This window comes from Pseudomonas sp. EA_65y_Pfl1_P113 (assembly GCF_963970525.1).
Classification (GTDB): domain Bacteria; phylum Pseudomonadota; class Gammaproteobacteria; order Pseudomonadales; family Pseudomonadaceae; genus Aquipseudomonas; species Aquipseudomonas tritici.
In genome coordinates this window covers 54,759-77,667 of sequence record NZ_CAXAQM010000002.1, presented here as the reverse complement: position 1 = coordinate 77,667, position 22,909 = coordinate 54,759, and the positions used below count along the sequence as shown (strand labels likewise).

The 22,909-nt window shown below is 61.6% G+C and carries 21 protein-coding genes and 1 pseudogene; 13 read left to right on the top strand and 9 right to left on the bottom strand.

From position 1 onward, the window contains the following. The first annotated feature begins 74 nt into the window (after positions 1–74). Positions 75–500 carry a DUF2231 domain-containing protein gene (locus AACY52_RS02385; protein WP_339415991.1) on the top strand — a complete coding sequence of 142 codons (426 nt, stop codon included), beginning with the start codon at positions 75–77 and terminating at the stop codon, positions 498–500. Continuing rightward, positions 497–1,789 (top strand): sorbosone dehydrogenase family protein, encoded by a 1,293-nt coding sequence (locus AACY52_RS02380; RefSeq protein WP_339415990.1) that lies wholly within the window; start codon positions 497–499, stop codon positions 1,787–1,789. The genes AACY52_RS02385 and AACY52_RS02380 overlap by 4 nt, the downstream gene beginning before the upstream one ends. Positions 1,790–1,820: 31 nt before the next feature. Here AACY52_RS02380 and AACY52_RS02375 read toward each other — a convergent pair whose 3' ends face one another. Continuing rightward, the gene (locus AACY52_RS02375) at positions 1,821–2,729 is read right to left on the bottom strand and encodes a LysR substrate-binding domain-containing protein (protein WP_339560216.1); all 909 of its coding nucleotides are present in this window, start codon (positions 2,727–2,729) and stop codon (positions 1,821–1,823) included. Between the two features lie 94 nt (positions 2,730–2,823). Here AACY52_RS02375 and AACY52_RS02370 point away from each other — a divergent pair, with 94 nt between their 5' ends. Further along, positions 2,824–3,801: a DMT family transporter gene (locus AACY52_RS02370; RefSeq protein WP_339560215.1), complete on the top strand. Its 978-nt coding sequence runs from the start codon at positions 2,824–2,826 to the stop codon at positions 3,799–3,801. On the opposite strand, the gene AACY52_RS02365 is transcribed toward AACY52_RS02370, so the two are convergent. Continuing rightward, a complete protein-coding gene (locus AACY52_RS02365; RefSeq protein ID WP_339560214.1) occupies positions 3,788–5,191 on the bottom strand; it encodes an MFS transporter in 1,404 nt (467 codons plus the stop codon). The two genes, AACY52_RS02370 and AACY52_RS02365, sit on opposite strands and share 14 nt — an antisense overlap. Before the next feature lie 143 nt (positions 5,192–5,334). After that, the gene (locus AACY52_RS02360; RefSeq protein ID WP_339415982.1) at positions 5,335–5,865 is read right to left on the bottom strand and encodes a GNAT family N-acetyltransferase; all 531 of its coding nucleotides are present in this window, start codon (positions 5,863–5,865) and stop codon (positions 5,335–5,337) included. A gap of 153 nt (positions 5,866–6,018) precedes the next feature. On the opposite strand from AACY52_RS02360, the gene proP reads away from it, so the two are divergent. The 3 genes and pseudogenes from proP to AACY52_RS02345 all read left to right on the top strand — a co-directional run bounded on the left by proP (position 6,019) and on the right by AACY52_RS02345 (position 10,558). Then, the gene (proP, locus tag AACY52_RS02355) at positions 6,019–7,521 is read left to right on the top strand and encodes a glycine betaine/L-proline transporter ProP (protein WP_339415981.1); all 1,503 of its coding nucleotides are present in this window, start codon (positions 6,019–6,021) and stop codon (positions 7,519–7,521) included. Between the two features lie 148 nt (positions 7,522–7,669). Then, a pseudogene (locus AACY52_RS02350) lies at positions 7,670–7,918 on the top strand (MFS transporter); the annotation flags it as partial. Positions 7,919–7,951: 33 nt separating this feature from the next. After that, complete coding sequence (locus AACY52_RS02345; protein WP_339560213.1) at positions 7,952–10,558, top strand: EAL domain-containing protein; 2,607 nt, start codon at positions 7,952–7,954, stop codon at positions 10,556–10,558. Between the two features lie 9 nt (positions 10,559–10,567). Here the strand turns inward: AACY52_RS02345 and AACY52_RS02340 are convergent, their stop codons facing one another. Beyond that, positions 10,568–11,389, bottom strand: coding sequence for a helix-turn-helix transcriptional regulator (locus tag AACY52_RS02340; protein WP_339415979.1), 822 nt, complete (start codon positions 11,387–11,389; stop codon positions 10,568–10,570). A gap of 97 nt (positions 11,390–11,486) precedes the next feature. On the opposite strand from AACY52_RS02340, the gene AACY52_RS02335 reads away from it, so the two are divergent. After that, positions 11,487–12,698, top strand: coding sequence for an MFS transporter (locus AACY52_RS02335; protein WP_339427572.1), 1,212 nt, complete (start codon positions 11,487–11,489; stop codon positions 12,696–12,698). Between the two features lie 120 nt (positions 12,699–12,818). Next, on the top strand, positions 12,819–13,949 hold the full coding sequence (locus AACY52_RS02330; protein ID WP_339560212.1) for a sensor histidine kinase: 1,131 nt from the start codon (positions 12,819–12,821) through the stop codon (positions 13,947–13,949). 168 nt (positions 13,950–14,117) lie between these two features. Here AACY52_RS02330 and AACY52_RS02325 read toward each other — a convergent pair whose 3' ends face one another. Continuing rightward, positions 14,118–14,423, bottom strand: a complete 306-nt coding sequence (locus AACY52_RS02325; RefSeq protein ID WP_339415976.1) for a DUF2834 domain-containing protein — start codon at positions 14,421–14,423, stop codon at positions 14,118–14,120. Between the two features lie 83 nt (positions 14,424–14,506). Between AACY52_RS02325 and AACY52_RS02320 the strand changes: the two genes are divergently transcribed. Further along, positions 14,507–15,295 carry a helix-turn-helix domain-containing protein gene (locus AACY52_RS02320; protein ID WP_339415974.1) on the top strand — a complete coding sequence of 263 codons (789 nt, stop codon included), beginning with the start codon at positions 14,507–14,509 and terminating at the stop codon, positions 15,293–15,295. A 54-nt stretch (positions 15,296–15,349) separates the two neighbouring features. After that, positions 15,350–17,059, top strand: a complete 1,710-nt coding sequence (locus AACY52_RS02315) for an amidase (RefSeq protein ID WP_339415972.1) — start codon at positions 15,350–15,352, stop codon at positions 17,057–17,059. A 258-nt stretch (positions 17,060–17,317) separates the two neighbouring features. Here the strand turns inward: AACY52_RS02315 and AACY52_RS02310 are convergent, their stop codons facing one another. Together AACY52_RS02310 and AACY52_RS02305 are read right to left on the bottom strand one after the other, a co-directional pair. After that, positions 17,318–17,536, bottom strand: coding sequence for a DUF6434 domain-containing protein (locus tag AACY52_RS02310; protein ID WP_339415970.1), 219 nt, complete (start codon positions 17,534–17,536; stop codon positions 17,318–17,320). Between the two features lie 95 nt (positions 17,537–17,631). Further along, a complete protein-coding gene (locus AACY52_RS02305; RefSeq protein WP_339415969.1) occupies positions 17,632–18,729 on the bottom strand; it encodes an SMP-30/gluconolactonase/LRE family protein in 1,098 nt (365 codons plus the stop codon). Positions 18,730–18,947: 218 nt separating this feature from the next. Here AACY52_RS02305 and AACY52_RS02300 point away from each other — a divergent pair, with 218 nt between their 5' ends. Next, positions 18,948–19,379, top strand: coding sequence for a nuclear transport factor 2 family protein (locus tag AACY52_RS02300; RefSeq protein WP_339415967.1), 432 nt, complete (start codon positions 18,948–18,950; stop codon positions 19,377–19,379). A 28-nt stretch (positions 19,380–19,407) separates the two neighbouring features. Here the strand turns inward: AACY52_RS02300 and AACY52_RS02295 are convergent, their stop codons facing one another. Continuing rightward, the gene (locus tag AACY52_RS02295; RefSeq protein ID WP_339560211.1) at positions 19,408–20,733 is read right to left on the bottom strand and encodes a PLP-dependent aminotransferase family protein; all 1,326 of its coding nucleotides are present in this window, start codon (positions 20,731–20,733) and stop codon (positions 19,408–19,410) included. A gap of 91 nt (positions 20,734–20,824) precedes the next feature. Here AACY52_RS02295 and AACY52_RS02290 point away from each other — a divergent pair, with 91 nt between their 5' ends. After that, positions 20,825–21,715, top strand: coding sequence for a DMT family transporter (locus tag AACY52_RS02290; protein ID WP_339427576.1), 891 nt, complete (start codon positions 20,825–20,827; stop codon positions 21,713–21,715). On the opposite strand, the gene AACY52_RS02285 is transcribed toward AACY52_RS02290, so the two are convergent. Then, positions 21,712–22,266 (bottom strand): YceI family protein, encoded by a 555-nt coding sequence (locus AACY52_RS02285; protein ID WP_339560260.1) that lies wholly within the window; start codon positions 22,264–22,266, stop codon positions 21,712–21,714. The two genes, AACY52_RS02290 and AACY52_RS02285, sit on opposite strands and share 4 nt — an antisense overlap. 133 nt (positions 22,267–22,399) lie before the next feature. Here AACY52_RS02285 and AACY52_RS02280 point away from each other — a divergent pair, with 133 nt between their 5' ends. Then, positions 22,400–22,894, top strand: coding sequence for a PaaI family thioesterase (locus tag AACY52_RS02280; RefSeq protein ID WP_339456839.1), 495 nt, complete (start codon positions 22,400–22,402; stop codon positions 22,892–22,894). Positions 22,895–22,909: the final 15 nt, after the last annotated feature.

Below are 22,909 nucleotides of genomic sequence, written 5' to 3'. Positions count from 1 at the left end.
AAAAGCTCCTCTGCTATGCGAAGTCACCGCGCCCTGACGCCAGGAGCGCTGAACAATAAGGAGCCGCTACCCCCATGACTACCCTCCCCGCCTACTACGCGACAAGACCTGGCCCGCTGCATTCGATACTGCTCGCCGGCAGCGTGCCGCTGTTTCTGGGTGCACTGCTCAGCGACATTGCCTACGGCCAGACCTACCAGATTCAGTGGGCCAACTTCGCGTCCTGGCTGATTGCCGGCGCGCTGGTGTTCAGTGGATTTGCGCTGTTGTTCGCGCTGATCAATTTATTGCGCGCCGAGCGTAAATCCGGGCGACCAGCCGCGTATTTCCTGCTGTTGTTAGCCGCCTGGGTAGTGGGCCTGGTCAATGCCTTTCAGCATGCCAAGGATGCGTACGCCATGATGCCCACGGGCTTGGTGCTGTCGGCGATTGTCACGCTGCTGGCATTCGTCGCAACGTGGATCGGCCTGACTAACCTGCGCTCGGGAGCTGCCCAATGAAAACGTCCAGCACGCTGACCCTATTAAGCGCTGCGCTGTTGCTGACCGCATGCGGTGGCGAAGGCGACAAGACCCAGGCCCGCGGCCCAGACCCCAAGTTGCCGGAACAGCAAAGCAGCCTGTTACCCAGCATGAAGATTGCCGAGCCCGTGCCTTGGGGCGAGCAGAAACCCAAGGTACCGGACGGCTACAGCATCTCCGCTATCGCCACTGACCTGGCCATCCCACGCCAGACCCTGGTGCTGCCCAACGGCGACATCCTGGTCGCCGAAGGCCGTGGCGGCAGCGCGGCCAAGCTCAAGCCCAAGGATGTGATCGCCAGCCTGATCAAGGCCGAAGGCAACACCAAGGTCAAGGGCGGCAACCGCCTGACCCTGCTGCGCGACGCCGACGGTGACGGCACCTACGAACTCAAGACCGTGTTCGCCGATAACCTGAACGCGCCGTACGGCCTGGCCTTCGCCGACGGCAAGCTGTATGTGGCCAACCAGGATGCGCTGGTGCGCTTCGACTACACCGACGGCCAGACCAAGGCCAGCGGCGCGCCCACCAAAGTCACCGACCTGCCGGCGCAGATCAACCACCACTGGACCAAATCCCTGGCCGTGAGCGCTGACGGTCGCCAGCTCTACGTGGGTATCGGCTCCAACAGCAACGTGACCGAACGCGGCATGGAAGTGGAGATCGACCGCGCGATGGTCTGGCAGATCGATGCTGCCACCGGCGCGCACAAACCTTACGCAACAGGCCTGCGCAACCCGACGGCGCTGACTATTCAGCCGGACACCGGGCAACTGTGGACGGTGGTCAACGAACGCGACGAACTCGGCCCGGACCTGGTGCCGGACTACCTCACCTCGGTGCGTGAAGGCGCGTTCTACGGCTGGCCCTACAGCTATTGGGGCCAGAACGTCGACCCACGCGCACAGCCACAGAACCCGGCCAAAGTGGCCGCCGCGATCAAGCCGGATTACAGCCTCGGCTCCCATGTGGCGGCACTGGGCGTGGACTTTTCCATCGCGCAAATGGGTGAGAAGTTTGCCGACGGCGTATTTGTTGGCGAGCACGGCAGTTGGAACCGTGACAACCCGGTGGGCTACAAGGTGATCTTCGTGCCCTTCAGCAACGGCAAGCCCTCTGGTGAACCCATCGACTTTGCCACCGGTTTTCGCGGTGACGACGGCAAAACCCGCGGCCGGCCGGTGGGTGTGACGGTGGACCCGAAAGGCGCGCTGATCATCGCGGATGATTTGGCCAATACCGTGTGGCGAGTGACACGTAACCCATAACCCTGCACGACAGGGGCGGACAACGCCCCTGTCATCCTTCCTCCTGCAATTGCGCCTCAAGCCAGGCGAGCAGCGCCGCCACCTCATCCCGCTTCCCTGCTGCTTGATGCCGATAAACCGAAATAGCCTCGGGCAAGTGCACGCTCTCGGCGCACGGCCTCACCAGCGCGCCACTTTCAATCAAGCGGCTCGCGGTGCGACGCCAGCCCATGGCAATCCCGTACCCCTCGACAGCGGCCTGCAACATCAGTGGGTAGCTGTCGAACGTGGCACTGCGCGCGTCCACGGCCAACCTCTGGCCAAACACCTGCAGCCACTCATTCCACTCCATCAGATGCGGCGGCGGCGCGCTGTGGTGCAAGAACGTATGACGCTGCAATGCATTCAGTGACAGCGCTTGCTCTACGGCTAGATAGTGCGGACTGCACACCGGAAAGACTTCGTCCGAGGCTGTGAATATCAGCGGATGAGCCCCGCTGGCGCGCCGTGTGCTTTGCAGCGCAACGTCAAAGGGGTCGTTGAATTCAGTCAAGGGTCGAGTGGTGGTCACCACCTGGATTTCAATCTGCGGGTATTGCTGGTGAAACGTCGATAAGCGCGGCATCAGCCAATAAAACGCTTCACACAACTGGCAGAGCAGCACCACACGGTTACTGCGGTGCACCGCGCGCAGGCGGGCGGCGCTGTCACCAATGCTGCGCAACGCCTCGCTGATCACCCGCCCCAGCTCGCACCCCTCTGGCGTGAGGAACACGGCACGATTGCGCCGCTGAAACAGTTTGATCCCGAGGTTATCCTCGAGCCCACGAATCTGCCGGCTGATCGCGGCCTGAGTGATGTGCAGCTCATCGGCCGCCTTGGAGAAACTCTCCAGGCGTGCCGCCGCTTCGAAGGGCAGCAAGCTGGCAAGGGGCGGTAAGGTTTTGCCGAGCGCGTTCATAATCTTGGGTTATGTATCCAGGGCCGAGAACTCGTTTGTAGCACGGCCGCGCGGCTGGGCACCATGCGTATCCATTACCTGATGGATGACCCGGATGAATTCTGCACCCGCTTCACTACTGCTCGGACTGTTCCTAGCGGTGATGGCAACCCTCGGCTGGGCGCTGAACTTCATCACCCCCTACGTGACCGGCGACTACAGCCTCTACGACCTGATGCTCGTGCGATTCCTGTTCGTCGGCGGGCTGGGCGGCGGTTGGATACTCCTGAGTCGCGCCCATTTGCACCTGATCACGCCTGGCCAGCGGTTACTCGCCGCAGGGTTGGGCGCGTTGGGGTGCCTGGGTTATGGCGTGTGTATCGCCGCCGGCGTGCACTTTGCCGGACCGGTGCTCACGCCGGCGGTGATCGGGACGGTGCCGGTGCTGCTCGCGTTGCTGGGCAATGCGCGGCACAAGACGGTCGAATGGCACCGACTGATCACGCCCTTGTCGTGCCTGATGACAGGGCTGGCATTGGCGAACGTCGGCAGCCTTCATCAACCGTCGTTGAGTGCAGATTCGTGGCTGGCGGGGTTGTTTTGTTCACTGGGTGCCGTGGCGTTATGGCTACTGTTCAGCGTGCTCAACCAACAGCACCTAGTGCAATTGCCGGCTCAGGCGACCGGGCTATGGACCGCGCTGATGCTGGCGGGCGCCGGCATCGCCGCGCTGTGCCTGTGGCCGATCATGCAGGCACTGGGGTTGCTGAGGCTGCCAGTCCTCGGCGCTGGGTTTGAACAGGCCGCGCCGTTGTATGCCTGGGGCGTGGTCATCGCCGTGATGTCCACCGTGGTCGGCGCGTGGGCCTGGAACGCCGCAACGCGTCGCTTACCCATGGTCCTGAGCGCCCAGTTGATTGCCCTTGAATCACTGTTCGCCACCCTGCTCGGCCTGGGCTTCGCAGGCCGGGGCCCGACGTTCATGGAAGCAGCAGGCCTGGCGGCGGTGCTGATCGGCGTGGTGATGGCGGTGCGCATCATCCTGATAGCCAGGCCCGACACCGCCTCGTCCATGCCAATTACAGGTCAGTGATTTCCTTGTGACGCGGCACCAGCGCCTTCATCACGCTCCAGGCCACCAGGTAGGCCAGTGCGCAAATGGCGAACATGATCATGTAGCCGGTGTGGATGTCGTTGATGGACTTGTAGTAGTCGAACACCCAGCCGCCGATCTTGGTCATCACCACGCCGCCCAGGCCGCCGGCCATGCCGCCAATGCCGACCACCGAGGCTACGGTCTTCTGCGGGAACATGTCGGACACGGTGGTGAAGATGTTGCACGACCACGCCTGGTGCGCCGACGCGCCCACGCCGATCAGTAATACCGGGATCCAGAAGCTGATGTGACCCAACGGCTGCGCCAGCAGCACCACCAGCGGGAACAGCGCAATCACCAGCATCGCTTTCATGCGGCCGTCATACGGCGCATCGCCGCGCGCCATGAAGTAGCTGGGGAACCAGCCGCCGCCAATACTGCCCACCATGGTCATGCTGTACAGCACCGCCAGCGGCAGCACGATGTCGGGGCCCTTCATGCCGTATTGCGCCGACAAGTAGGTGGGCAGCCAGAACAGGAAGAACCACCACACGCCGTCAGTCATGAACTTGCCGAAAGCAAAGGCCCAGGTCTGGCGGTAAGTGAGCAACTTGAACCACGAGACTTTTTTCGCCACTGCGCCAGCGGGTTCAGGCGTGAAGGGCTGCACGGTCTGGTCGCTGCGGATGTAGGCCAGCTCTTCGGGAGACAGACGCTTTTGCTCGTCCGGCTTCTTATAGAGTGCGACCCACACCGCCACCCACACGAACCCCAACCCACCGATCACAATAAATGCCGCTTCCCAGCCCCATAAACTGGCAATCAACGGCACGCAGATAGGCGCCAGGATGGCACCGACGTTGGCCCCGGAGTTGAAGAGGCCGGTGGCGAGCGAGCGTTCTTTCTTGGGGAAGTATTCGGCAGTCGCCTTGATCGCAATTGGGAAGTTGCCCGCCTCGCCAATCGCCAACACTGCACGGGACAGCATGAACCCTGCAATCGACACAGGAATCACCGCCAATCCAATCGCGCCGCTGATCGCCGCGATGCCCTCGCCCATCGGCACCGAGAGCGCGTGCATGATGGCGCCCGTGGACCAGATACCAATCGCCAATACGTAGGCTGCCTTGGTGCCGATCTTGTCGACAAAGCGCCCGGCGAACAGCATGGAGATCGCGTAGACAAACTGGAAAACTGCAGCAATGTTGGCGTAGTCGGTGTTGCTCCAGCCAAATTGCGTCGACAGCTGCGGCGCCAGCAGGCTGAGCACCTGGCGGTCGAGGTAATTGACGGTGGTCGCGAAGAACAGCATCGCGCAGATGGTCCAGCGATAGTTGCCTACCGCTTGGCCAACGCGGTGGGCGTGGATGGGCTCGTTCAAGTTCATGGCATCACTTTTTATTTTTGTTAGGCAGGACATATGTAACGTCATATGTCATCGTACAACTCCGGCTTTTATATCGGGACGCCCACACGGTGTCAATCTGAAATATTGCCGTTTATCGCGGTATTGCGCGGCTATGTGATAGGTCAGGCAAAACCAGTTGTAGGATGACAAATACGAAACACCAGGCTCGGCGACTTGCCCGGCACATCGTCAAGCGCGCCGAAAGGCTGCATGCCGATCTTTTCCAGCACGCGGATCGACGCTGCGTGGTCCGGTCGTACCAGGCCAAACACTTCGGGCACGCCCAGGGTGTCAAATGCCAGCGCCAGCGCATCGCGGCCAAGTTCGGTCGCGTAGCCCTGCCCCCAGGCTTGCACTGCAAACCTATAACCCAGGTTGACGCGCTGCTCGGTCAAGTAGTTGAGTGGCGCTATCCCACCGAAGCCGATGATGTGTTCCGGCGCCTCATTTCGCGCAATCGCCCACCAGCCATAACCCTCAGCGGCCCACTGCCCTAGCCAGCGATCCAGCAGGCGTTGCGCCTCGTCGAGGGTGGCCATGGGGCCGGCAGGATTAAACAGGTTGGTCTGCGGGTCGCCGAAGATCGCGAACAATCGCTGCACGTCTGCAGGCTGTGGTTGACGGTAGATCAGGCGGGAGAAAGTCGTTGGCATAGAGATCGCTCCGTTGTGAACCGAAGAAGTTCAATGCACCTGCAAAAAAAAGCAAATAACGCTGAATTATTTCGTGTCCGCTTGTATCTGAACTGACAGAGCGGCGCCATCGCTGCGATGGCACCTCCCCTGTTCTGCTTTAGAGTGCCCCGCATGAAATTACGTAAGAAAAGCGTCAAACCGATCGGATTGAAAGACATCACCATTGTCGACGACACCAAGGTGCGCAAGGCAATCACCGCCGCCGCACTGGGTAACGCCATGGAATGGTTCGACTTTGGCGTCTACGGATTTGTCGCCTATGTGCTCGGCAAGGTGTTCTTCCCCGACGCCTCGCCCAGCGTACAAATGATCGCTGCACTCGGCACCTTCTCCGTGCCGTTCCTGATCCGCCCCCTGGGTGGCCTGTTCTTTGGTGCGCTGGGCGATAAGTACGGGCGGCAAAAAGTACTCGCCGCGACCATCGTGATCATGTCCCTGAGCACCTTTGCCATTGGCCTCATCCCCGGTTATGCCTCGATTGGCATCTGGGCGCCGATTCTGCTGTTGCTGTGCAAAATGGCCCAGGGTTTCTCGGTGGGCGGTGAATACACCGGCGCGTCGATCTTCGTCGCCGAGTACGCCCCGGACCGCAAGCGCGGCTTCCTGGGGAGTTGGCTGGACTTTGGTTCCATCGCCGGTTTCGTCCTGGGCGCAGGCGTGGTCGTACTGATTTCCAGCGTCTTGGGCGAAGCGGACTTCGAAGCATGGGGTTGGCGCCTGCCGTTCTTCCTCGCCTTGCCCCTGGGCATCATCGGCCTGTATCTGCGCCATGCGCTGGAAGAAACCCCAGCATTCCAACAGCACATGGACACACTCGAGCAAGGCGACCGCGAAGGCCTGACCCACGGCCCCAAAGTCTCGTTCAAGGAAGTCGCAACCAAGCACTGGGGCAGCCTGCTGACCTGCATCGGTATCGTCGCGGCGACCAACGTGACGTACTACATGCTGCTCACCTACATGCCGAGCTACCTGTCGCATAACCTGCACTACAAAGAAAACAGCGGCGTGCTGATCATCATCGCGATCATGGTCGGCATGCTGTTCGTGCAGCCGTTCATTGGCTTTATCAGCGACAAGGTCGGCCGCAAGCCCTTCATCATCGCTGGCAGCATCGGTTTGCTGTTCCTGTCCATCCCGGCGTTTATGCTGATCACCAGCGGCAAGATCGGGCTGATCTTCGCCGGCTTGCTGATCCTGGCCGTGATCCTCAACTTCTTCATCGGCGTGATGGCCTCGACCCTGCCCGCGATGTTCCCCACCCACCTGCGCTACAGCGCCTTGGCCGGCGCGTTCAACGTTTCGGTACTGATCGCCGGCCTCACGCCAACCGCCGTGGCCTGGCTGGTAGAAAGCACCAACGACCTGTTCATGCCCGCCTACTACCTGATGGTGTTTGCCGTGGTCGGCCTGATCACCGGCCTGACCATGAAGGAAACCGCCAACAAGCCACTGCGCGGCGCAGCGCCGGCCGCTTCGGACATGGAAGAAGCCAAGGAGTTGCTGCAGGAACATCACGACAATATCGAGCAAAAAATCGAAGACATCGATGCAGAAATTGCTGCTTTGGAAGCCAAGCGCCAGAACCTGGTGCAGCAGCATCCGCGTATCAATTAAAGCCTGAACGTGCGGGGTGGCTCCGGCCACCCCGCCCTCAAAAAATAGATAGATGCCAATCCCTCCATCGGAGTGTCACCCAGGGTTGGATTCGCGCGATGCTGTCTGAGCCCCCACCCTGCCGGAAACTCTGAGCCTGTTTGCACGGTCGAGAACCCTGCCCGACGATGCCGAAGCCGGGGGCGGCTTGATGGTGGCGATCATCCAACTGGCGATCGCCTCGGGCGCTATCGTGGGCGGACTGGTGTTTGACCTGAGCGGGTATCAGGCGACATTCGAGTTGAGCGCGGCACTGCTGGGCGCCGCGGCCTTACTGGCTTGGCTGGCAGCACGCGCCAGCGGTAATCACCTATGGCGGTCTAAATATTTCGCCGGGCTCGCCGATAACAAGGGATAACTCCTGACTTGCAGCGACGCCCTGCGGGAAACAATGCCGAATACTCTCGCCCCTATTGTCCGCTCGCTTTCCGATCGCACCAGCCTTTCGCTGGCACGTACCTCATTGTTCAAGTTCATGGCGTTGCTGGCCGTCGTCTTTGCGGCGGCGGCTTATTCGCTGGTTTACCTCGCCTATGAGATGGACCGCACCGAACAGGCGGAAAGTGCCTTCTATACCCGTAAAGCCCTGCAATCCCTAGAAAAATCCCTGCGGGTGACGGTCAAGGACTACGCGTTCTGGAGCGATGCCTACAAGCACCTGCACGTTAAAGTGGACACTGATTGGGCGTATGTCCGGGGCAATATCGGCGCCACGCTGTTCGATGATTTCGGTTTTCAAGGCCTGTTTGTGGTCAACGATGCCAACCGCACGGTCTATGCGGTCGTCGATGGCAAGCTGCAAGATGTCGAACTCACGCAATCGCTCGACCAGCCCTTTGCCGGGATTGTGGAGCAGGCACGTGCAGGCGCTGACAACGAAACACCCGTCACAGCCTTCATCAACGTCAAGGGCAGCCCCGCGCTGGTGGCCGCAGCCGCCATCACCCCCGGCACAGACCCCACGGTGAAGCCGGATGGCCGGCCCGCTTCGGTCCTGATCTTCGTCGACATCCTCAACAGTGCCAAGCTGGCCGTGATCGGCAATGAATTCGGCGTGGCCAAGCTGCACATCGCCACCCCTGATGAAATCGGCCAGACGTTGCTGCTCCCCCTCGGCGACAACGGTGCTGCCGGCAGCCTGCATTGGGAGCCGGCCCGACCCGGTTTGCGCTTGATGGGCGTAGGCCTGCCCCTGCTTGGCCTGGCAGCGTTATTGGTATGCGTGATGAGCTGGGTCATTTCACGCCGCACCACGGCGGCCGCGCTCGCCCTGGACGCTAGCCATTCGTCGCTGCAGAACAGCCAGAATGCCCTGGCGACCAGCGAAGCACGCTTTCGCGATGTGGTAGAGGCGAGTTCCGATTGGGTGTGGGAAATCGACGCCAGTTGGCGCTTTACCTACCTGTCGGAGCGCTTCGAAGGCGTCACCGGGTTGGCGCGGCATGCGTGGATCGGTGCGACGATGAACGACTTGCTCGAGACCGAGACCGGTCTGCTCTCGCAATGGCTCAGCACCCCCGGACGCCGCCCGGATATCAGTGTGCAGTGCCGCTACGTCGATGCACTGGGGCTGGAACGCAGTACACGGCTGTCAGCGCGGCAGATGCCGTGTGGCGGCTTTCGCGGGACGGCCACCGACGTGACGGAAGAAGTCGAGTCCCGTCGACGCATCGAGTTCTTGTCCCAGCATGACGCCCTCACCGGGCTGCCCAATCGCACGCGGCTGCAAGCGTTCCTGGAGGGCAAGTTCAAGGCGCTGTCGAGTACGGCGCTGTCGGCAGCTGAGTTGTCCACCTCAACGCAGCCGTTGGTAATGCTCAGCCTGGACCTTGATCGGTTCAAACCGGTCAACGACCTGCTCGGGCACGCTGCCGGCGACCGGGTGCTCAACGAAGTGTCCGCCCGTCTGGCCGCCTGCGTGCGCCATGGTGATCTGGTCGCCCGTGTCGGCGGTGATGAATTTGTACTGATCCTGACCGATGCAGGGGCTCAAGACGAAGTCGAAACGCTGTGCAAGCGCTTGATCGAATCGATCGAGCGCACGATCAGAATCGACGAGCAAGAGGTGTTCGTCAGCGCCAGTATTGGCATCGCCCTCGCCCCCAACGATGCCCGCGAAGCCACGGAGCTGCTGCGTTACGCCGATATTGCACTGTACGAGGCAAAGGCTGCGGGCCGTAATACCTGGCGGTTCTACTCCGGCGATATGAACGCGCGGATCATTGAACGCCGACGCCTGGAAAGCGACCTGCGCTTTGCAATCAAACATGCCGAGCTGCGCCTGCACTTCCAACCGCGCTATCGCATCGCCGACGGCCAGATGGTCGGCGCGGAAGCCCTGGTGCGCTGGCAACACCCGTTGCGCGGCCTGATCACGCCGGACACCTTTATTCCGATCGCCGAAGAGTCCGGGCTGATCCTGGCCCTGAGCGACTGGGTACTTGAAACCGCTTGTAAATGCGCCGCCCAGTGGCCCGAGCATCTTTTTGTGTCGGTGAACCTGTCACCCATGGAATTCAGGCGTGGCAACCTGGTAAAGCGCGTACGGCAGGCCCTGAAGACCTCAGGTATCGAACCCGCGCGCGTGGAACTGGAAATCACCGAAAGCGTCATGCTCGAAGATGCCACCGGGGCGCTGGAGGTCATGCGCACGCTCAAGCAATTGGGCATACGCATCGCCATGGATGACTTCGGCACCGGCTACTCATCCCTGAGCTACCTGCGCACGTTCCCGTTCGACGGTTTGAAGATAGACCGCAGCTTCCTGACCCGGCTGGAAGAAAGTGATGATGACAAGGCGATTATCCAGGCCATCGTCGGCCTGGGCCGGGCCCTGGCGCTGACCGTAACGGCCGAAGGCGTGGAAACGGCTGAACACCTGGCATTGCTCAAGGCCGTGGCCTGTGAAGAGGGCCAAGGCTATTTCCTCAGTCACCCGCTGGATATCGAAACCTTCACTCGCCTGTTAGGCGTGCAAGCCGGCATCGTGCGGGGATAACGCCGGGCGCTACCTGAAAAAATGGCTGGGCGTCTTGCCGAACTGCTTCTTGAACATGCTGGTGAACGCGCTCGGGCTTTCATACCCCAGCTCCAAGGCGATATCGATCACCTTTTCGCCCACCGCAATGCGCTCCAGCGCCAGCAGCAGCCTTGCTTGTTGGCGCCACTGGCCGAACGTCATGCCGGTTTCCTTGCGGAACAATCGCTGGATGGTTTTCTGGTCAAGGTTCAAGCGCTCGCTCCAGTCCGCGACCGTCGAGGCGTCGCCCGGTTCATCCTGCAACGCCAGGCAGATCCGGTGTACGCGCGGGTCGGCAGGCAGCGGCAGCAACAGCGGCAACGCCGGTAACAACGCCAGCTCGTCCAGAATCAGGTGCATGATGCGCGCATCCCGGGAGTCCTCGGCATACGGTGGTTTCAAGCTCACCGACGCCTTGATCAGCTCACTCAGCAGGGGCGAAATACTCACGGCCTTGGTATCGGTGGGCAAGTTGGGAAAGCTGTCGGGACGGACAAAGACGCTGCGCATCTTCAACGGGCCTACACAACGCAAGGAGTGGACGTGCCCACTGGGCATCCAGAAGCCGCGATTGGGCGGCACCGTCCACTGGTTCTGCGCCGAGTGCACCACCATCACGCCTTCGGTGGCGTATAGCAGTTGATGCTTCTCATGGCTGTGGTCGGGGATCACCCAGTTCTCCGGATAATCGGTGGCCGAACTGATGACAGCCCAATCGCCCTCGTCGATCTCCTGTAGAAAAACATCCAGTGACTTGATCATTTCGCCCTTTTTGCGATAGTTGCCTCCCGAATTTCGCGAGACAGGCATTTGCGGCGAATCTAGCATAGCTCCCGAATCATTTTGTATTGGATGGCGACCTTAAGAAGTTGCCACCTGTGTTCGCCGCCTTGAATGGAATGCCTGCATGTCGACCCTCACTGCGTCACCCGCCGCTGCAACCACTGCGCCCCAGGCCAGCCCGTTGGTCATGCGCGTCCTTGGCGCCTGCGCCCTGGCGCATTTAATCAATGACCTGATCCAGGCCGTGCTGCCGTCGATCTACCCGATGCTCAAGGCCAACTACGGCCTGTCGTTTACCCAGGTGGGCCTGATCACCCTGACCTTCCAGCTGACCGCCTCGTTGCTGCAGCCGTGGATCGGCTACCACACCGACCGGCACCCTAAACCGTGGCTCCTGCCAGCGGGCATGGTGTGCACCCTGATGGGCATCCTGATGCTGGCGTTTGTCGGCAGCTTCCCGGCCATCCTGATCGCCGCCGGCTTGGTCGGTGTCGGCTCGTCGACCTTCCACCCGGAAACCTCGCGCGTCGCACGCCTGGCCTCTGGCGGGCGCTACGGCCTGGCGCAGTCGACGTTCCAGGTCGGCGGCAACACCGGCAGCGCCCTGGGTCCATTGCTCGCGGCGGCAATCATCATTCCCTACGGCCAGGGCCATATCGCCTGGTTTGGGCTGTTCGCGGTGTTCGCGATCCTGGTGCTCTACGGTTTGAGCCGCTGGTACCGTAACCACCTCAACCTGTTCAAGCTCAAGCAAGGCGGCCAAGCCACCCATGGCTTGTCCAAAGGCCGTGTGACCTTTGCCTTGGTGGTGCTGGCTGCGCTGGTGTTTTCCAAGTACTTCTACATGACCAGCCTGACCAGCTACTTCACCTTTTACCTGATTGAAAAATTCCAGCTGTCCGTCGCCAGCTCGCAGATGTACTTGTTCCTGTTCCTCGGTGCGGTTGCCGTCGGCACCTTCGCGGGCGGCCCGATTGGCGACAAGATCGGCCGCAAGAAGGTCATCTGGTTCTCCATCCTCGGCGCCGCGCCATTCACCCTGGCGCTGCCCTACGTTGACCTGTACTGGACGGCGGTACTGAGCGTGGTGATCGGTTTTGTGCTCGCCTCGGCGTTCTCGGCCATCGTGGTGTTTGCCCAGGAACTGGTGCCGGGCAATGTGGGCATGATCGCCGGGATATTCTTCGGCCTGATGTTCGGCTTCAGCGGGATTGGTGCAGCGTTGCTGGGGTTGCTGGCCGATAGCCACGGTATCGAATACGTCTACAAAATCTGCTCGTTCCTCCCGTTGGTCGGCATCCTGACGATAGTGTTGCCGTCAACCAAAGGCGTTTGACGTCTACGGCATGCGCAGGCACGAACGCCTGCGCATGCTGAGCAGACCAATCCATGTTTAAATCCTTGTTTGGCGGCTTCCTGTGCGTTCACGCTTGCCGCCCCACCAAGGAACACCCGTATGCGCCTGGCAGATTTCATTATTGAGAACCTCGAGCCGATCCTTCAGGCCTGGGAGGACTTTGCCCGGACCATTCAGACCCCCGGGGCCGATCTCAACCGTATAGACCTGCGTGATCATGCCGAACAGATGCTGCGGGCCATTGCGCAGGATCTGCGCAGCGCACAGACCGCGCAGGAGCAAATCGACAAGGCCCAGGGCCTCGCACCGCAGGATGAACACGAAAGCCCGGCCGAACCCCATGCCATGACGCGCTTGATGGCGGGTTTTTCGTTTGATCAGATGGTGTCTGAATACCGCGCGCTGCGCACCAGCGTGCTCAGCCAGTGGCTCCGGCAGGCCAAACACGGTACGCCACGGGATATCGATGACATGAACCGCTTTCATGAAGCCATCGATCAAGCCCTCACGGAGTCCATTGCCAGTTACTCGCGGGCGGTGGAAGCCTCACGCAATGTGTTCCTGGGTATCCTCGGCCATGACTTGCGCACGCCCTTGGGCGCCATTCTGCTAGGCGCCGACATGCTCCGGCGTGCGGAAGAGGTCGGGGAGCGCGGCAACAAAGTCGCCGGGCAGATTTACACCAGTGTTCAACGGGCGAGCCAAATTGTCAGCGACCTGCTGGATTTGACCCGTTGCCAGATGGGCCCCGGCATCCCCGTGAAACGCATGGACATTGACCTGGCCCCCTTTTGCGAACGCATCGTCGAAGAAATGCGCTCGTTTCACCCACACGCGCAACTCGAATATGAAACAACAGCGCCCGCACTTGGTGCGTTCGACGGCGCGCGCATGCAGCAGGTGTTCTCCAATATCATCAGTAACGCCGTGCAGCACGGCGATGCTTGCCTGCCGATCACGATACGACTCGCGGTTTCAGATGGCCGCCTGCTGTTCACCGTTCACAATCAAGGCGAGCCGATTCCGGAGGATGTGCTGCCGTTCATTTTCAATCCCATGGGACGTTTTTCGCAGCGCTCGGTGATTGAACATGGCCCTGCGGTAGGCCTTGGACTGGGGCTTTTCATCGCGTCTGAGATCGTGGCGGCCCATGAGGGTTCGATCGAGGTCACGTCAACATCGCAGTGGGGTACGGAGTTTCGGGTAACGGTGCCGTTGCTTGCGCCTTGATGTAACCGTAGATCAAATGTGGGAGCTGTCGAGCTTTAGCGAGGCTGCGAAGGGATCACCTCGGTGTACCTGATGAACCGCGGCGCCTGCATCGCAGCCTCGCTAAAGCTCGACAGCTCCCACATTCAACCCGCTTCGTGTGGAGGTAAAGGTTTGCCTTAAGAGAGCTCATTCATCTCGGTACCCATTCATCACGAGATAGAGCAACGGCCCCACCGACACAAGCACCGCCGTCAGCACCCAGTACGGCACCACCGAAGCTACCGACCGCCCTCGCCGGCGCGCATCCCGGTACATCCATGCGCACGCCAGCACCGCCATCAAGTACAGGTCTATCACCACCTGCGCCGTGTCCGGCCGCGACATCAGTTGCAGCCCAAATGCCAGCAGCGACTGCTCCGCCGTCAGCATCGTCGCCAGGGTGTACAGCGAAAATCCCAGCAAGCCCGCCAGGGCAATATAGGGTCGTCTCATGGTCGCTTCCTTGGAATGATGAAGGCTTAAGTTAGTGATAAGGTTCAGCCCTTCGCAATGACCTCGGAGGTCATGACCACGCCATGGACACCCCTTCTACTGCGGGCGAACAACTGCGCCAATTGCGCCGACAGGCCAAGCTGAGCCAACTCGACCTGGCGCTCATCACCGGTATTTCCCAGCGCCACCTCAGTTGCCTCGAAACAGGCCGAGCCAAGCCGAGCCCAGCCACCTTGCATAACCTGCTGACGGCGCTGGAGGCACCGTTGGACCAGTGCAACCGAGTCTTCCTCGCGGCCGGATTCGCTCCGCGCTACACCGCCACACCGCTCGCCTCGCCCGCCATGGCCGCGATTCGCGAAGCGGTCAGCCATGTATTGCACGCCAACAACCCAGCGCCTGCGATCCTGTTGGACAGCCAGTGGCAAGTGCTCGCGGCGAATGCCAGTACCGGCGTGCTGTTTGCATTGGTGGGTATCCCGTCCGAGGCGGCTGAAGGTTTGAACCTGCTGACCACGCTCCTCCAAGCCGGCGGCCTCGGCGATCATCTGCTCAATGCCGATGAGATCCGCACCCTGGCCTGGCAGCGTGCCACTCGCGAGGCGCTGGGCAACCCGGACCTGGCCGCGCTGCTGGCGAGCCTGCCAACCCCGACGAACGCTGAACTGCCCGCGCACCTGCCACCGCTGGTGCTGACCCGCCTGCGCTCAACCCAGGGCGAGCTGAGCTTTTTGTCCACCTTCACTACCTTCGGCATGCCCCAGGACATCACCCTCACCTCCCTGCGTATCGAACACCTGATTCCCGCTGACGACGCCACGTGGCAGGTGATGCGCGGCGCCTATGCGGATTATGCGGCGCTGGTCTTGTGAAATATCTGTACGTAGACTGCCGCCATACCCCCACTTGAAGGCGGCGAAAAACACGTGATGCAAGTTACCGAAGTCTCCATTGCCCAATTGCGCGCGGCGCTTGAGTCCGGCCAGACCACGGCCGTTGAACTGGTCCAGGCGTACCTGGCGCGAATCGATGCCTATGACGGTCCGCAGACCGCCACCGCCTTGAACGCCGTGGTGGTGCGCAACCCCCAAGCGCTGAAAGAAGCCGAAGCGTGCGATGCACGCCGGGCCAAAGGCGAAACCTTGGGGCCCTTGGACGGCATTCCTTACACGGCCAAAGACAGCTACCTGGTCAAGGGCCTGACTGCGGCATCCGGCAGCCCGGCATTTGCCAAGCTGGTCGCGCAGCGTGATGCGTTCACCATCGAGCGCCTGCGCGCCGGCGGTGCCATCTGCCTGGGCAAGACCAATATGCCGCCGATGGCCAATGGCGGGATGCAACGTGGCGTGTATGGCCGCGCAGAAAGCCCGTATAACGCCGATTACCTGACCGCGCCGTTCGCCTCCGGCTCGTCCAACGGCGCTGGCACCGCGACGGCGGCGAGTTTTGCGGCCTTTGGCCTGGCAGAAGAAACCTGGTCGAGCGGGCGCGGCCCGGCGTCCAACAATGGCCTGTGCGCCTACACCCCATCCCGCGGGGTGATTTCGGTGCGCGGCAACTGGCCGCTCACGCCGACCATGGACGTGGTGGTGCCCTACGCCCGCACCATGGCCGACCTGCTGGAAGTGCTCGACGTGGTGGTCGCCGAAGACCCGGACACCCGTGGCGACCTGTGGCGCCTGCAGCCGTGGGTGCCGATCCCGAGCGTCACCTCGGTGCGCCCTGCTTCCTACGCTGAATTGGCGGCGCCTGCCGAGTCCCTGGCGGGCAAACGCTTTGGCGTGCCGCGCATGTACATCAACGCCGACCCCGACGCAGGCACCAGCGAAAAACCCGGAATCGGTGGCCCGACCGGGCAGAAAATCAACACCCGCGCCAGCGTGATCGACCTGTGGCAAGACGCACGCCAGGTGCTGACAGCGGCCGGCGCGGAAGTGATTGATGTGGATTTCCCGCTGGTGTCCAACTGCGAAGGCGACCGCCCTGGCGCACCTACCGTGTTCACCCGGGGGCTGGTGTCCAAGGAATTCCTCCACGATGAACTGTGGGAACTGTCAGCCTGGGCGTTTGACGACTTCCTGCGCGCCAACAACGACCCGGCGCTCAACCGCCTGGCGGATGTGGACGGGCCAAAGATCTTCCCCCACGACCCGGGCACCCTGCCCAACCGTGAGGACGACTTGGCCGCCGGCATGGACGAATACGTGCGCATGGCCGAGCGCGGCATCACCCCGTGGGACCAGATCAGCACCGTCCCCGATGGCCTGCGCGGATTGGAGCAAACCCGGAGAATCGACCTGGAAGCCTGGATGGACAAGCTCGGCCTCGACGCGGTGCTGTTCCCCACCGTGGCCGACGTGGGCCCGGCGGATGCCGACGTGAACGAAGCCTCGGCCGATATCGCCTGGAGCAACGGCGTCTGGGTGGCCAACGGCAACCTCGCCATCCGCCACTTGGGCGTGCCGACCGTTACCGTGCCGATGGGCGTAATGGCGGATATCGGCATGCCGATAGGGCTGACATTCGCCGGGCGCGCCTATGATGATTCGGCGCTGCTGCGGTTTGCTTACGCGTATGAAGCGACGGGCAGCAAACGCCAGATTCCGCCGAGCACACCGCCGTTGACGCGAGTGTAAATGACGACGATCCGACCGTAAGGCCTGACGCGCAATGCCCCTTGGACCAGAGGATAAGCGGCGACAAGTCTGGCGCCGCGGTCAGGCTTGCTCCAACCTTGCCCGGCAGCACGATCACATCGCCGACGCGGGGGATCTGACCACTGATGTACAGGTGGTTGCCGTCGCGAACCAACGGCGTGTAGTTGCCGCCGATTTTGAATTCGTCCAGCTGATAGCCAAGGCGTTGCGGGGCGGCCTGGTATTTTTCATCAGGTGTCAGGGGCGTGAACCCTCGGTTCGGCGTTGCCACTCATCCACCACGTCGCCCAGGGTCTTGGGCTGGCCGTTGCGAATCCAGGCCATGAAGGGACGGTCGAACTTGAACCCCGGACCGCAGTGCTCGAGCATGAAGCGGCGTACGTTTTGAGTGTTTTTATAGCGTGAGGTCACGGGGGTGCTGCGAGTGATGGGATCGCTGTGCCAATTGAAGTCCATTTGCTTGACGCTCTGATGCCTCAGGAGCCTACAGCATAGCGTCAAAAGGCCACGCTGAACGCCGGTCAACCGGCGTTCAGCGTGGTTTTTTTGAGTTACCCGCCGAAACCCGCGTCTCGCGTATTCACGAACAGCGCATAGATCGAATGGCTGCCGGCCATGAACAGGCGGTTGCCTTCGCGGCCGCCAAAACACAGGTTGGGGCAGCGTTCGGGTAACGAGATATGCCCGATGGCCTTGCCTTGTGGATTGAACACGCGCACGCCATCGAGTTTTTCCAGGTCAGCCTTGGGGTCACCATTGCCGCCCCAACCGCACCACAGGTTGCCGCTCTCGTCGCACTTGATGCCGTCCAGCGCTGCGTAATCAAAACCTTCGATGTGCTTGCGACGGGCGCCGAGCGTGCCGTCGTCCCTGACGTCGATGGCCCAGATCAACCGGTTGGGTTTGGCCCGACCTTCCACCACGTACAAGACTTTTTCATCAGGTGAAAAACACAGGCCATTGGGCCCGTTCAGGTCGTCAATCACCCGCGTGACCGTGCCGCTTTCCCCGTCGATGCGATAGACGCCATGGGGTTGGGTGGGCGTGATCTTGTGCCCTTCGTAGTTGTTGCCGGTCTGGAACGGCGGGTCACTGAACCACACCGACCCATCCCGCTTGCACACGATGTCATTGGGCGAATTGAAAGGCTTGCCGTCAAAGCTGTCCGCCAGCACGGTGATGCTGCCGTTGTGTTCGGTACGGGTGATTCGCCGGCCCTCGCGGGTGGTCGTCGAACCTTCGCACACCAACAGGCGGCCCTGGCGATCGCGGCACATGCCGTTGGAGAAATTGGCGTTTTCGCGGTACACCGACAGGGTGTCGGTCACTTCGTCCCAGCGCACGATACGGTTGTTGGGAATATCGCTGACCAGCAGGTAGCGGCCATCGCCGACCCACACCGGCCCCTCGGCCCAGCGCAAACCGGTAGCCAGCCGTTCGACACTGGCGTTGAACAGGCGCAACGCCAGGAAACTGTCATCGAGCACTTTGATCAGTGGGTCTGGATAACGCTGGCTCAACGGCTCGGCGGCTTCTGCCAGGTGAGGCAGGTTGCCCAGCACCGCGACCGATGCGGAAACCGCCAAGGAACGCTTGAGGAAGACGCGGCGACTGTGGTCGGTCCGAGCAGGCAAAGGGGGAAGATCCATCGTGTGTCTCCGTTATTTTATTGTTAGACGGGACACCATTCTTAACCAGTGATGGGACATCGTACAAGAACAATGAAATTTCAAAACACAGGTAAACCTGAAGATATGTAAATAATCGAAAATGTACTTTCCAAAATAAGCGTGGATATAGCAATGTTGTACGACGACACAAGCGCTAACGTGTTGTCCGCCACCCCAACAACAATAAGGAAACACCCATGCAAAAAGTCAACGTACTGATCGGTTTTCTGTGCCTGTTTACCGGCTTCGTCGCCGCAGCGCCCGCTCCTGCTGAAAAGGAGGTGGCCCAAGCGGTCGACCAACTGACCCAAGCCATGCTGCACCTGGACCTCAAGCAACTTGACGCGCTGACGTCCGACAAACTCACCTACGGCCACTCCAGCGGCAAGGTGCAGAACAAAGCGCAATTCATCGCCGACCTGGAAACCCACACCAGCGCCTTCAAGACCCTGGAAATGCAGAACCAGACCGTCACCCTGCAAGGCGACACCGCCCTGGTGCGCAACCACTTCCACGCGCAGGCCGTGAACAGTGGCGTTGATGTGCCGACCGATATCGACAACTTCCAGGTCTGGCAGAAGCAGAAAGGCAAGTGGCTGCTGATAGGGCGCCAGGCTTACAAGTACTGATGACCAGCGGTGAGCCGCGTGCGCCGGCTCACCACTCCACCACCTTGCGTACTGTCAGCAATGCCTCGCGCAGCGCCGACATGTCCACCGAACCCAGCGCCAGGCGCAGCGCGTGGGGCACATAAGCCGTGACGGCAAACGGCTCGGCGGTGGATACCGAGATATTGTCGCACTGCAAGGCCATGGCGATCTGGTCGGCGCGCGCGTCCTCCGGCAGGGGTAACCACAAGAAATACGATGAGGGGTGGCTGGTGTAGGCCAGCCCTTTTAACACCTGCGCCGCCAGGGCTTGCCGCGCCTGGGCGTCCTGGCGCTTTTGCGCTTCCAGTTGCGCCACCGTGCCATCTTCGATCCACGCCACGGCAATGGCGCTCATAACACCGGGCACGTTCCAGGTGGTGGCCATGATGGTGCGCTCGAGTGCCTTAACCCAGTCACTTGGCACCGCGACAAACCCCACGCGCAAACCGGTCGCGACACTTTTTGAGAGCCCGCCCACATACACCGTGCGTTCCGGCGCCAGGGTGGCCACGGGTGGCGGTGCGGTTTCGACCAGGAACGCGTAGGCCGCGTCCTCAATGATCATCAGATTGTGCTGCCGGGCAATGGAGACCAATTGCTCGCGCTGGTCCCTGTCCATCACCCAGCCAAGGGGATTGTGCAGGGTTGGCATGCTGTACACGGCGCGCACCGGGCGTTTGCGACACAGGTTTTGCAAGGCGTTCAGGTCCGTGCCGGTGGGCGTAACCGGGATCGCGACAACTTCCAAATGCAGGGTCTCGGCCAGCACCTTGAACCCGGAATAGGTCAACGCATCGACCGCGATCACATCGCCCGGCTTGAGCAACGCCATCATCGTCACCGCCAAGCCATGCTGGGCGCCGCTGACCAGCAACACCTGGCCGGCCTCTACCGTCAGGCCTCGGCTCAGTAAATGCCGTGCGACGGCAGCCCGCTCATGCAAACGCCCCGCGTGAGGCTGGTAACGCAACAGGGCCTCGAGGTCGCCGGACAGCGCCAACTGGCGCAACGCCGTGCGCAGCAGGTCCGCCTGGCCTGGCAGTGAGGGATAGTTGAAATTGAGGTCGAGCATGCCCGCCGCAACCGTCATCTGCCCACTGCCCTGCCCTGGCGGCAGCGAGATCTCGCGCACAAAGGTGCCGCGTCCGGTTTCACCGCTGACCAGCCCCATGGCCTCCAGTTCGGTATAAACCCGGCTTGCGGTCACCAGCGCCAGGCCATGATCGGCAGCCAGTTGCCGGTGTGTCGGCAGACGCGTACCCGGCGGCATTTTCCCCGAACGGATGCCCTCGGCAAACGTGTCGACCAACGTTTTATAGCGGGCGCGCGGCATAGGGATGTATCCATGACAATTTTTTGATTGTCTTAATGCTCACCCCTAGGATGGCTTGAACGCAACCCCCTCATTATTCGGGCGCCTCCTCATGGAACTTACATCCCCCTTCAGCACCCTGGATACCCGTACCCAAGGCTGGGTCAATGGCTTTATTGGCGTGGTGATTTTCAGCGGCTCCTTACCCGCCACACGGCTGGCCGTGATGGAGTTCGACCCGGTGTTCCTCACCATGATCCGTGCCGCCATCGCCGCCAGCCTGGGGTTGTGCCTGCTGTGGTGGTTCAAGGCAAAACGCCCCGCGCGCGCCCAATGGGCGCCCCTCGCTCTTGTTGCTCTTGGCGTGGTGATCGGCTTTCCCTTGTTGACCGCACTGGCGCTGCAGTACGTGACCTCGGCCCACTCCATCGTGTTTATCGGCCTGCTCCCCCTCGCGACCGCGGTGTTTGGCGTACTGCGCGGTGGCGAGCGCCCGCGTCCGGTGTTCTGGTTGTTCTCGATCCTGGGCAGCGTGCTGGTGATGGGTTATGCCGTTGCCCAGGGTTTGAACGCCGCACCCGCCGGCGATTTGCTGATGCTGCTGGCGGTGCTGGTCTGCGGCCTGGGTTATGCCGAGGGCGCCACGTTGTCGCGCAGCCTGGGCGGCTGGCAGGTGATCTGCTGGGCGTTGGTGGTGGCGATGCCGGTGGTGCTGCCCTTGAGCCTGCTCCTGGCACCGCCAAGCGTGCGCGGCATCAGCCTGCCCGCCTGGCTGAGCCTGGGCTATGTGGCGTTGTTCAGCATGTTGATTGGCTTTGTGTTCTGGTACCGCGGCCTGGCCCAGGGTGGCATTGCCGCCGTCGGCCAGTTGCAGTTGCTGCAACCGTTTTTCGGCCTGGCATTGGCGGCGGGCTTGCTGCATGAGCAGGTCAGCCTGGGCATGGTGCTGGTGACGGTCGCGGTGATCGGCTGCGTGGCCGGCGCAAAGAAGTTCGCCCGTTAACGCTGCGGCGCAACCATCTTGAACTTGATGTTGATGTCATTCGACACCACGCTGTTGCCGGCCCACTCGCCCTCGCCAATCTTGAAATCGCCGCGTTTGAGGATGAATTCGCCGTCGAACACGCCGATGCCGCTTTGCTCCTTGAGCACCACGTCGACATCCACCGGGCGTGTGGTGCCCTTGATGGTCAGGTTGCCGCTGATCTTGTAGCGGTTATCCCCCAGGACCGCGACGCCGGTGGATTCGTAGACGCCCACTGGATAAGTCGCGGTGTCAAACCACGACGCACGTTGCAGCTCGTCATTCGCGTCCGGGCTGCCGGCGTCGATGCTGGCCAGCTGGATCTTGAGCAATGCATGCCCGGCTTCCGGCTTTTGCGTATCGAACGTCAAGGTGCCTTCGAACGCGCTGAAGGTGCCGTACACCCGCTGCCCCAACTGTTTATAGGTAAAACTGATCTGGCTGGCGGTGCGGTTGACGTCGTTGTACTCCACCGCCTGGGCGCTGGAATAGAACACAAGGATCAGGACGAGTATGGCGACCGGGGACATTCGACATTTCATGCAACGCTCCGCAGAGGAAAAGACACAGGCACCGAGCCAACACGCTTTAACAGGGATTTATTCCCATCAGGCGTTTGTCCTGCTAAACAGAGTAGTCGCCCCAGAGTAATAAGGACGCTCCATGCATTCCCCTTCGCTTCAGGACCTCACCGCGCCGGACGGCATCTGCTATGGCTGCGGTGGCAGCAACCCCCACGGCCTGCATATCAAGAGCCGTTGGGACGCGGACGGCATCCACCTGATCGCCGAGCATAGGCCCGACGCAAAATACAGCGGCTGGCCCGACCTGGTCTATGGCGGCCTGATCGCCATGTTGGTGGACTGCCATTCCAACTGGACCGCCATGGCCTACCACTACCGCGCCGAGGGGCGCGAACCCGGCAACCTGCCCCGCATTGACTGCGTGACCGGCAACCTGGGCATCAAATTCATCAAGCCAACGCCCATGGGCGTCACCCTCACCCTGCGCGCACGGGTCGAGGGCGACGTGGGGCGCAAGACCCGCGTGATCTGCGAGGTGTACGCCGGCGACGTGCTCACCGCCATGGGCGACTCGGTTTTCGTGCGCGTCGATACCGGCCAATTGGCAGCGGCCGCCCATGGGCGTGAGGGCTGATCCTGATCTACATTG

Excerpts from the sequence above, each read along its gene's own strand:
- AACY52_RS02385 (WP_339415991.1), top strand. The coding sequence starts at position 75 with ATGACTACCCTCCCCGCCTACTACGCGACAAGACCTGGCCCGCTGCAT.
- AACY52_RS02380 (WP_339415990.1), top strand. The coding sequence starts at position 497 with ATGAAAACGTCCAGCACGCTGACCCTATTAAGCGCTGCGCTGTTGCTG.
- AACY52_RS02375 (WP_339560216.1), bottom strand. The coding sequence starts at position 2,729 with ATGAACGCGCTCGGCAAAACCTTACCGCCCCTTGCCAGCTTGCTGCCC.
- AACY52_RS02370 (WP_339560215.1), top strand. The coding sequence starts at position 2,824 with ATGAATTCTGCACCCGCTTCACTACTGCTCGGACTGTTCCTAGCGGTG.
- AACY52_RS02365 (WP_339560214.1), bottom strand. The coding sequence starts at position 5,191 with ATGAACTTGAACGAGCCCATCCACGCCCACCGCGTTGGCCAAGCGGTA.
- AACY52_RS02360 (WP_339415982.1), bottom strand. The coding sequence starts at position 5,865 with ATGCCAACGACTTTCTCCCGCCTGATCTACCGTCAACCACAGCCTGCA.
- proP (WP_339415981.1), top strand. The coding sequence starts at position 6,019 with ATGAAATTACGTAAGAAAAGCGTCAAACCGATCGGATTGAAAGACATC.
- AACY52_RS02345 (WP_339560213.1), top strand. The coding sequence starts at position 7,952 with ATGCCGAATACTCTCGCCCCTATTGTCCGCTCGCTTTCCGATCGCACC.
- AACY52_RS02340 (WP_339415979.1), bottom strand. The coding sequence starts at position 11,389 with ATGCCTGTCTCGCGAAATTCGGGAGGCAACTATCGCAAAAAGGGCGAA.
- AACY52_RS02335 (WP_339427572.1), top strand. The coding sequence starts at position 11,487 with ATGTCGACCCTCACTGCGTCACCCGCCGCTGCAACCACTGCGCCCCAG.
- AACY52_RS02330 (WP_339560212.1), top strand. The coding sequence starts at position 12,819 with ATGCGCCTGGCAGATTTCATTATTGAGAACCTCGAGCCGATCCTTCAG.
- AACY52_RS02325 (WP_339415976.1), bottom strand. The coding sequence starts at position 14,423 with ATGAGACGACCCTATATTGCCCTGGCGGGCTTGCTGGGATTTTCGCTG.
- AACY52_RS02320 (WP_339415974.1), top strand. The coding sequence starts at position 14,507 with ATGGACACCCCTTCTACTGCGGGCGAACAACTGCGCCAATTGCGCCGA.
- AACY52_RS02310 (WP_339415970.1), bottom strand. The coding sequence starts at position 17,536 with ATGGACTTCAATTGGCACAGCGATCCCATCACTCGCAGCACCCCCGTG.
- AACY52_RS02305 (WP_339415969.1), bottom strand. The coding sequence starts at position 18,729 with ATGGATCTTCCCCCTTTGCCTGCTCGGACCGACCACAGTCGCCGCGTC.
- AACY52_RS02300 (WP_339415967.1), top strand. The coding sequence starts at position 18,948 with ATGCAAAAAGTCAACGTACTGATCGGTTTTCTGTGCCTGTTTACCGGC.
- AACY52_RS02295 (WP_339560211.1), bottom strand. The coding sequence starts at position 20,733 with ATGCCGCGCGCCCGCTATAAAACGTTGGTCGACACGTTTGCCGAGGGC.
- AACY52_RS02290 (WP_339427576.1), top strand. The coding sequence starts at position 20,825 with ATGGAACTTACATCCCCCTTCAGCACCCTGGATACCCGTACCCAAGGC.
- AACY52_RS02285 (WP_339560260.1), bottom strand. The coding sequence starts at position 22,266 with ATGTCCCCGGTCGCCATACTCGTCCTGATCCTTGTGTTCTATTCCAGC.
- AACY52_RS02280 (WP_339456839.1), top strand. The coding sequence starts at position 22,400 with ATGCATTCCCCTTCGCTTCAGGACCTCACCGCGCCGGACGGCATCTGC.